Origin of the sequence: Ramlibacter sp. (assembly GCF_013697775.1) — a bacterium.
Lineage (GTDB): Bacteria > Pseudomonadota > Gammaproteobacteria > Burkholderiales > Burkholderiaceae_C > Ramlibacter.
Genome location: NZ_JACCWG010000361.1, coordinates 1 through 8,243 on the forward strand (window position 1 = coordinate 1; position 8,243 = coordinate 8,243).

Annotated in this window: 7 protein-coding genes; 3 read left to right on the top strand and 4 right to left on the bottom strand. The window is 70.7% G+C overall.

Annotated features, from left to right (window positions below; all coding sequences use genetic code 11):
* On the bottom strand, positions 1-543 hold a 543-nt coding region (locus H0U68_RS18325), incomplete at its 3' end, for a circularly permuted type 2 ATP-grasp protein (RefSeq protein WP_296358206.1).
* A gap of 97 nt (positions 544-640) precedes the next feature.
* On the opposite strand from H0U68_RS18325, the gene H0U68_RS18330 reads away from it, so the two are divergent.
* Positions 641-1,789, top strand: a complete 1,149-nt coding sequence (locus H0U68_RS18330; protein ID WP_296358208.1) for a PAS domain-containing sensor histidine kinase — start codon at positions 641-643, stop codon at positions 1,787-1,789.
* On the opposite strand, the gene H0U68_RS18335 is transcribed toward H0U68_RS18330, so the two are convergent.
* Genes H0U68_RS18335 through H0U68_RS18345 form a run of 3 tightly spaced genes read right to left on the bottom strand, consistent with a single transcriptional unit; the run spans position 1,786 to position 6,682 of the window.
* Complete coding sequence (locus tag H0U68_RS18335) at positions 1,786-5,232, bottom strand: transglutaminase family protein (RefSeq protein ID WP_296358209.1); 3,447 nt, start codon at positions 5,230-5,232, stop codon at positions 1,786-1,788. The genes H0U68_RS18330 and H0U68_RS18335 overlap by 4 nt on opposite strands.
* A 56-nt stretch (positions 5,233-5,288) precedes the next feature.
* Positions 5,289-5,948, bottom strand: a complete 660-nt coding sequence (locus H0U68_RS18340; RefSeq protein WP_296358211.1) for a class I SAM-dependent methyltransferase — start codon at positions 5,946-5,948, stop codon at positions 5,289-5,291.
* Entirely contained in the window at positions 5,945-6,682 is a 738-nt protein-coding gene (locus H0U68_RS18345) for a siderophore-interacting protein (RefSeq protein ID WP_296358213.1), read from the bottom strand. The genes H0U68_RS18340 and H0U68_RS18345 overlap by 4 nt, the downstream gene beginning before the upstream one ends.
* Before the next feature lie 32 nt (positions 6,683-6,714).
* On the opposite strand from H0U68_RS18345, the gene H0U68_RS18350 reads away from it, so the two are divergent.
* On the top strand, positions 6,715-7,182 hold the full coding sequence (locus H0U68_RS18350; RefSeq protein ID WP_296358214.1) for a MarR family transcriptional regulator: 468 nt from the start codon (positions 6,715-6,717) through the stop codon (positions 7,180-7,182).
* A gap of 57 nt (positions 7,183-7,239) precedes the next feature.
* The coding region (locus H0U68_RS18355) for a ComEC/Rec2 family competence protein (protein ID WP_296358216.1) at positions 7,240-8,243 on the top strand (1,004 nt) is incomplete at its 3' end.

Sequence of the window (8,243 nt, forward strand, 5' to 3'; positions counted from 1 at the left end):
GTGCAGCCGGCGCCCGCCCGCCGGCTGCACGCCGTGCATGGCGCGCAGGTAGCCGGGATGGCCCTGCACCAGCGCCGGCGGCAGCAGGTTGGCGGCCAGCAGGCGCTGCGGGCCGTAGACGTCGGCCAGCACGTGTTCGAGCAGGGTGGCGCGCTGCAGCACGCCGGCTTCGATGCGCTGCCAGTCGCTCGCCGGCACGATCAGCGGGAACAGGTCCAGCGACCAGGGGCGCTGCGGCCCGCCGGCGTCGGCATACACGTTGTAGGTGATGCCGTTGTCGCGCACCTGCCGCTGCAGGTTGGCGGTGCGGCGGTTCAGGTCGTCCAGGCCGTCGCGGCCCAGGTGGCCGAAAAAACGTGCCCAGTGTTCGGCGGGCGCGCCCGGCACCGGCCGGCCGGTGCCGGCATCGGGCGCCGCGGGGGAGGCCGCGCCGCGCAGTTCGTCGTAGTGCCCCGGGGCGGCAGGCTGCGCGAGCGCCGCCGCCAGCGTGGCGGGGCTTTCCCCGGCATCGGGGCCGGGCAGCGAGTCGATGGGATGGTCCACTCGGCCGTATTGTCACACCGCGGCGCGGCGTCGTCCCACTTGCGGATGGGATTCGGCGGAAGCCGAACAGCGACCGAGGTTGCATAAAGTTCTCCTGGTGAACTCTTCCGCCACCCCCAACTTGGCCGATGCGCTGGGCGAAACCCACATTGCCGAGTTGCTTTCGGCCTGGCTGCGGTCCAACCGGGACTACGCGGTCATCCTGCTCGACCCGCAGGGCAGGGTGGTGGCCTGGCTGGGCGCGGCCGAGCAGGTGCTGGGCTTCGGCGCCGCGGAGATGCTCGGCGCCACGCTCACGCGCATCTTCACGCCCGAAGACCGGCAGCGTGGCCTGGACCGCTACGAACTGGAGGTGGCGCAGGCCAATGGCCGCGCGGCCGACGAGCGCTGGCACGTGCGCAAGGACGGCACGCGCATCTGGGCCAGCGGCACCGTTACCGCGCTGCGGCCCGCGGGCGGCGAGCCGACCGGCTACGTCAAGATCCTGCGCGACCGCACCGACGTGCGCGGCCACATCGACACCATCGAGAACCACGTGCAGGCGCTGCAGTCCGGCAAGGACAGCACGCGGCAGTTCCTGCGCACCCTGGGGCATGAGCTTCGCAATCCGCTGGCGCCGCTGGCCAACGCCATGCACGTGCTGTCGCGCTCTTGCACCGACGAGCGCTCGCGCACGATGCTGCAGGTGATCGATCGCCAGGTGGGCGTGCTGCGGCGCCTGGCCGACGACCTGATGGACGTCACCCGGCTGGAGCTGGGCAAGTTCGAGCTGCACAAGCGCCATGTGGACCTGCGGCAGGTGTTGGGCGAAGCGGCAACCAGCCTGCAGAGCCAGGCCGCGGCCGGGCAGCTGAGCCTGCAGGCGGTACTGCCCGATGCGCCGCTGATGGTGGATGCCGATCCCGACCGGCTGCAGCAGGTGGTGCTGAACCTGCTGAGCAATGCCATCAAGTACACGCTGGAGGGGGGCACCATCTGGGTGACGGCGACGCAGGACGACGGCCACCTGATGTTCCGCGTGCAGGACACCGGCATCGGCATCGCGCCGGAGATGCTGCCGCGCATCTTCGACCTGTTCACGCAGGACCTGCAGGCCGAAAAACTGGTGCCCGGCGGACTCGGCGTCGGCCTGTCCATGGTGCGCCAGATCGTGGAGCTGCACGGCGGCACGGTACAGGCGCTGAGCGCCGGCCGCGGCAAGGGCGCGGAATTCATCGTCAGGCTGCCGCGGCGCCAGCCCGCTTAGCCGCCCGGCGGCTTGCGCAGGTCCAGCGTGAACGGGAACTCGCGGCTGCCCGGCACGTGGATGGTGGCGGGCGGCACCTCCAGCCGGCCCGGCGTGTGGCCGATGCGGAAGAAGCGCGCCAAGCGGCGGCTCTCGGCCTCGTACGCGTTGACCGGGAAGGTGCTGTAGTTGCGCCCGCCCGGATGCGCCACGTGGTACTGGCAGCCGCCAAGCGAGCGGTTCATCCAGGTGTCCACGATGTCGAAGGTCAGGGGCGCGTGCACGCCGATGGTGGGATGCAGCGCCGAGTTCGGCGCCCAGGCGCGGTAGCGCACGCCGGCCACGAACTCGCCGGCCGTGCCGGTGGACTGCAGCGGCACGGCGCGGCCGTTGACCGTGACCACGTGGCGGCTCTCGTTGAGGCCGTCCACCTTGACCTCGATGCGCTCCAGCGACGAATCGACGTAGCGCACCGTGCCGCCGGTGGCGCCTTCCTCGCCCATCACGTGCCAGGGCTCCAGCGCGTTGCGCAGCGTCAGCCCGATGCCGCGCACCTGCACGTCGCCCACGCGCGGGAAGCGGAATTCGAAATGCGGCGCGAACCAGGCGCTGTCGAAGGCCCAACCGGCCTCGCGCATCTCGTCCAGCACGTCCTGGAAATCCATCCACAGGAACGTCGGCAGCATCCAGCGGTCGTGCAGCTCCGTGCCCCAGCGCGCCGCCGGCGCGCGGTACGGCCGGTCCCAGAAACGCGCGACCAGGGCGCGGATCAGGAGCTGCTGCACCACGCTCATGCGCGCGTGCGGCGGCATCTCGAAGCCGCGCAGCTCCAGCAAGCCGAGCCGCCCGGTGGCCGAATCGGGCGAGTACATCTTGTCGATGCTGAACTCGCTGCGGTGCGTGTTGCCGGTGACGTCCACCAGGATGTTGCGCAGGCTGCGGTCGACCAGCCAGGCCGGCATGGCCTCGCCGTGGATGTCGCGGGCGCGCGCGATTTCCTGCACCGCGATTTCCAGCTCGTACAGCTGGTCGTTGCGCGCTTCGTCCACGCGCGGCGACTGGCTTGTCGGCCCGATGAACAGGCCGCTGAACAAAAAGCTCAGGCTCGGGTGGTTGTGCCAGTACAGCAGCAGGCTGGTGAGCAGCTCGGGGCGGCGCAGGAAGGGCGAGTCGGCCGGCGTGGCGCCGCCCATCACGAAGTGGTTGCCGCCGCCGGTGCCGGTGTGGCGGCCGTCGGTCATGAACTTCTCGGCAGAGAGCCGGGTTTCGTGGGCGGCCTGGTAGAGGAATTCGGTGTGCTGCACCATCTCGCGCCAGCTGTGCGCGGGATGGATGTTGACCTCGATCACGCCGGGGTCGGGCGTCACCTGCAGCACCTTCAGGCGCGGGTCGCGCGGCGGCGGGTAGCCTTCCATGACGATCTTCACGCCGAGCTCCGCCGCCGTGGCTTCCACCGCGGCCACCAGCTCCAGGTAGTCCTCCAGCCGCGCCAGCGGCGGCATGAAGACGTAGAGCATGCCGCTCTTGCCGCCATGTTCGCGCTCGGCTTTTGGACCATTGGCGCGCTGCGGGTCGCGCACCTCCACGCACAGGGCGGTGCGGATCACGTCGGCGGCGGACTGGAATTTGGCGGGAGGAGGAGAGCCCTCACCCCGGCCCTCTGCCGCAGGCGCCAGAGGGAGTGGCGCGTCGTCCCCGCTGGAGCGAACAGGCGTCCCCTGCACCCGCAGCGCCGCCGTATTGGGCAGCGCCCGGCGCGGCGTCGTCGGATCCTTCTCGATCAGGTACGGGTAGTCGGCCTTGCGCACCCAGGGCAACGACTCCAGCGGCAGGCGATAACCCATGGGCGAGTCGCCCGGCAGCAGGTACATGCGGTCGCCGCGGAAGAACCAGGGGCCCGTGCGCCAGCGCGGGCCGGCCGGCGGCGGCCGGTCGTCGGCGTCGTCGGCGTCGTCTTCCAGCACACCCAGCGGGATGGTGTAGCCGACCACCGCATCCAGCTTCTGCTCGAACACGCGGCGCATGCGGGCGCGTTCCAGCTCGTCGTCCAGCCGCGTGTCGAACGGGTCCACGTTGACCGGCAACGTGCGCTCGCGCCACAGGTAGTAGAAGACGTCTTCATGGCCCGGCTGCATGTGGCGGTCGGTCACGCCCAGCCTGGCGGCCAGGCGGTGGATGAAGCGGCGCGCGTCTTCCGTCGTGTAGCGCACGTGCTGGCGTTCATCGGCGAACAGCGCGGGGTCGTTCCAGCACGGCAGGCCGTCGGCGCGCCAGCAGATCGACAGCGCCCAGCGCGGCAGCTGCTCGCCGGGGTACCACTTGCCCTGGCCGAAATGCAGGAAGCCGCCCTCGCCATATTCGGCGCGCAACCTGTGCACCAGCTCGGTGGCGTAGCCGCGCTTGGTGGGGCCGAGCGCGTCGGTGTTCCACTCGCCCGCGTCGCGGTCGGACACCGCCACGAAGGTCGGCTCGCCGCCCATGGTGAGGCGCACGTCGCCGGCCACCAGCGCCTGGTCCACCGCGTCGCCCAGCGTCAGCACCTGCTGCCACTGCTCTTCGGTGTAGGGCTTGGTGACGCGCGGCGATTCGTGGATGCGCGTGACCTGCATGTGGTGGCTGAAGGTCACCTCGCACTCGTCGACCACGCCTTCCACCGGCGCTGCCGCCGAGGGCTGCGGCGTGCAGGCCAGCGGGATATGGCCTTCGCCGGCCAGCAGGCCCGAAGTGGGGTCCAGCCCGACCCAGCCGGCGCCCGGCAGGTACACCTCGCACCAGGCGTGCAGGTCGGTGAAATCCACCTCGGTGCCGCTCGGGCCGTCCAGCGCCTTCACGTCGGACTTCAGCTGGATCAGGTAGCCCGAGACGAAGCGCGCCGCCAGGCCGAGCCGGCGCAGCAGCTGCACCAGCAGCCAGCCCGAGTCGCGGCAGGAGCCGCTGGCGTTGCGCAGCGTTTCCTCGGGCGTCTGCACGCCGGGCTCCATGCGGATCAGGTACTTCACGTCGTGCTGCAGCTGCTGGTTCAGCCCGACCAGGAAATCGACGGTGGCACGCGGCGTGCGGTCGATCTTTTCCAGGTAGGCCTTCACCAGCGGCGTGAGCGGCTCCACGGCCATGTAGGGGGCCAGCTCCTGCGCGGTTTCCGCCGGGTAGGCGAAGGGGAATGTCTCGGCGACCGGCTCCAGGAAGAAGTCGAACGGGTTGTACACCGCCATCTCGACCACCAGGTCCACCGTGACCTTGAACTCGCGCGTCTTCTCGGGGAACACAAGCCGCGCCTGGTAGTTGGCGAACGGGTCCTGCTGCCAGTTGATGAAGTGCCTGGCCGGCTCCACCCGCAGCGAGTACGACAGGATCTTGCTGCGGCTGTGCGGCGCGGGGCGCAGCCGCACCACCTGCGGCCCGAGGTTCACCAGCCGGTCGTAGGTGTAGTGGGTGACGTGGTTGAGGGCGGCATGAATCGACATATGGCCCATCCTAGCAAGAGGCGAGCCATTGCGGGGCGCCGGCCCCGCCCGCCGCCTCAGCGCTTGCGCGCCAGCGTCACGCCGTCGCTGAACGGAAGCAGCACCATGTCGACCCGCGCATCCGCATGCACTTTGGCGTTGAGCGCCTGCAGCGCGCGCGTGTCGTCGGAGTCGGCGGGGTGGGCCACGGCGCCGTGCCACAGCGTGTTGTCGATCACCACCAGGCCGCCCGGGCGCAGCAGCTGCAACACCAGTTCGTAGTAGCCGTCGTAGGCGGTCTTGTCGGCGTCGATGAAGGCGAAGTCGTACTGGCCGGCTTCGCCCGCGTCCAGGCAGGCCCGCAGCGTCTGCGCGGCTGGCGCGAGGCGCAGGTCGATCTTGTGCGCGACGCCGGCGCGCTGCCAGAAGGGAATGCCGATGCGCGTGTACTCGTCGCTGATGTCGCAGGCCAGCAGGCGGCCGTCTTCCGGCAAGGCCAGCGCGACGCTGAGCGCGCTGTAGCCGGTGAACACGCCGATCTCGATGGCGCGCCGCGCGCCCATCAGCCTGGCCAGCATGGCCATGAACTGGCCCTGCTCGGGTGCGATCTGCATGCCGGCGCGCGGATGGCTGCGAGTGGCTTCGCGCAGCGCGGCCTGCTCGGGATGCTCGCGCAGCGAATGCGCCAGCACGTAGTCGTACAGGCCGTCTTCGGCCAGAAGGGTGCGTTTGCTCATGGTGTGAGGTTTTCGTGGTGGCTGGTGGCGCCTTGTTTCCAGTATGCGGCGATGCGCGCGGCCTCGCGCGGGTGCTGCTTTTCCGTCAGCAGCACCTGGCGCAGCCGGGCCATGGCCGAGGCCTCGCCCGCGCACCAGGCGAAGCCTTCGCCAGCGGGCAGCACCAATGCCTCGACGGCGTGGATGAGCCCTTGCGGCGTGCGCGCCCATTGCAGGTCCAGCTCGGCGGCCGAGCGCAGGTCGCGCTGCTCGGCCGCGTCGTGCACCAGCACGCGCACGATGGCGCGGGTGCCGGCCGGCAGTTCCTCCAGCCGGCGGTGGATGGCGGGCAGGGCAGAGGCGTCGCCCGCGAGCAGGTGCCATTCGTAGTCGGCCGGCACGATGAAGGAGCCGCGCGGCCCGCCGATGGTCGCCTGCTGGCCGGGCTGGGCCTGCCGCGCCCATTCGCAGGCGGGGCCGCCGCCGTGCAGCGCGAATTCGAGGGTCAGCTCGCGGCGTTCGCGGTCGAAGGCGCGGGGCGTGTAGTCGCGTCCGATGGGTTCGGTAGCGCCGGCGGGCTGGAAGAAGAATTTCACGTGGTCGTCAAACGAGCCGGAGATGAAATCAGCCAGCGATTCGCCGGTGAAGACGATGCGCGCGAAGCCGCCGATATGCTCGGTGCGCGCGACGGTCACCTCGCGGCGGCGCAGTTCGTAGCGCACGCGCTCGACGCGGCGCAGGGTGGTGTTTTCCATGGAAATCTGATTGGTTGATAATGTCCACCATCATGCCCAGACAAGATGACCATGTCAATCAAGTGGGTGGCACCGCGGACCAGGTGTTCGACGCCATCCATGAGCTGATGCACCTGTACCGCGCGCGCCACCACGGCGACGCGGCCGGGGCGGGCGGGCTGCCGCGCATGGAGCAGAAGACGCTGGGCTTTTTCGCGCGGCATCCCGGCGCGACGCAGAGCGATCTGGTCGCGCATTCCGGCCGCGACAAGGGCCAGGTGGCGCGGCTGATCGCCGGCCTGCGCGAGCGCGGCCTGCTTGAGGCGGAGCCGCACGAAGCCGACAGGCGCTCGGTGCGGCTGCGGCTCACGCCCGAAGCGCAGGGGCTGCACCGCGCGATGAAGGCGCAGGCGGGGCGCACGGCCAAGGCGGCGGTGGCCGGATTGACGCAGGGCGAGTGCGAGCAACTGCTGGAGATGCTGGCGCGCATCCGCGCCAACCTGGAACCGGACGCCGATTGATGTGAGGAATGCACAACGCGTCGGCAGCGCGTTGGACAGCAGCGTTGAGCGCTTCACATGGGGACGAACAGCCGACAGGGAGGAACGTGGCTGGCGCCGGTGCTGCTGGGAGCGGTGCTGGGGCCGGCTGCGCAATTGCAGCAGGCGGCGCTGTGGGGCGGTGGCCGCTATCTGCTCTTGCTTGCCGCCGGATGCGCGCTCCCCATCGCGGCGGCGCTGGCCCGCAACCGGCTGCATCGGATCGGGCGCGTGGCGCTCTGGCTTCTAGCTGCCACGGCCATCACCTTCGCCACCACCGGTCTGCGTTCGGTAGCGTATTCAGTCAACGCCCTAGACCCCGCCCTCGAAGGCCGCGACCTGCGCATCACCGGCGTGGTCGCCGCCATGCCGCAGCGCGACGATGGTGGCACGCGGTTCCGCTTCGAGGTGGAAGATGCGAAAGACCCCGATGCGGTGCCTGTCCGCCTGCCGCCCCAGCTCCTGCTCGGCTGGTACAACAACCCAACGCCCGCGGCCGACGGCCGCCTGGAACTCCAGCGCCAGAGCGCCGACCTGCGCCCCGGCGAGCGCTGGCTGGTCTCGGTGCGCCTGAAGGCGCCGCACGGCAACCTCAACCCGAACGGTTTCGATTACGAGCTCTGGCTGTGGGAGCAGGGCCTGCAGGCCACCGGCTACGTGCGCGCCGGCCCGCGCGACGCGCAGCCTCAGCGCCTGGCACGCACCTGGCAGCACCCGGTGGAGCAGGCGCGCCACGCGGTGCGCGAAGCCATCCTGCAGCGCGTGGCCGACCGGCGCTGGGCCGGCGTGCTGGCGGCGCTGGTCGTGGGCGACCAGGCGGCCATCGAGCGCGCCGACTGGGACATCTTCCGCGCCACCGGTGTCGCGCATTTGATGAGCATTTCGGGCCTGCACGTGACGATGTTCGCCTGGGCCGCGGCGGCGCTGATCGGCGCGCTGTGGCGGCGCAGCACGCGGCTGTGCCTGGCCTGGCCGGCGCAGCATGCGGCGCTCGCGGGCGGCATCGCGCTGGCGGCCGCCTATGCCGTGTTCAGCGGCTGGGG

Bases quoted from the DNA above. Each gene is read 5' to 3' on its own strand.
- H0U68_RS18335 (WP_296358209.1), bottom strand. From the start codon at position 5,232: ATGTCGATTCATGCCGCCCTCAACCACGTCACCCACTACACCTACGAC.
- H0U68_RS18340 (WP_296358211.1), bottom strand. From the start codon at position 5,948: ATGAGCAAACGCACCCTTCTGGCCGAAGACGGCCTGTACGACTACGTG.
- H0U68_RS18345 (WP_296358213.1), bottom strand. From the start codon at position 6,682: ATGGAAAACACCACCCTGCGCCGCGTCGAGCGCGTGCGCTACGAACTG.
- H0U68_RS18350 (WP_296358214.1), top strand. From the start codon at position 6,715: ATGCCCAGACAAGATGACCATGTCAATCAAGTGGGTGGCACCGCGGAC.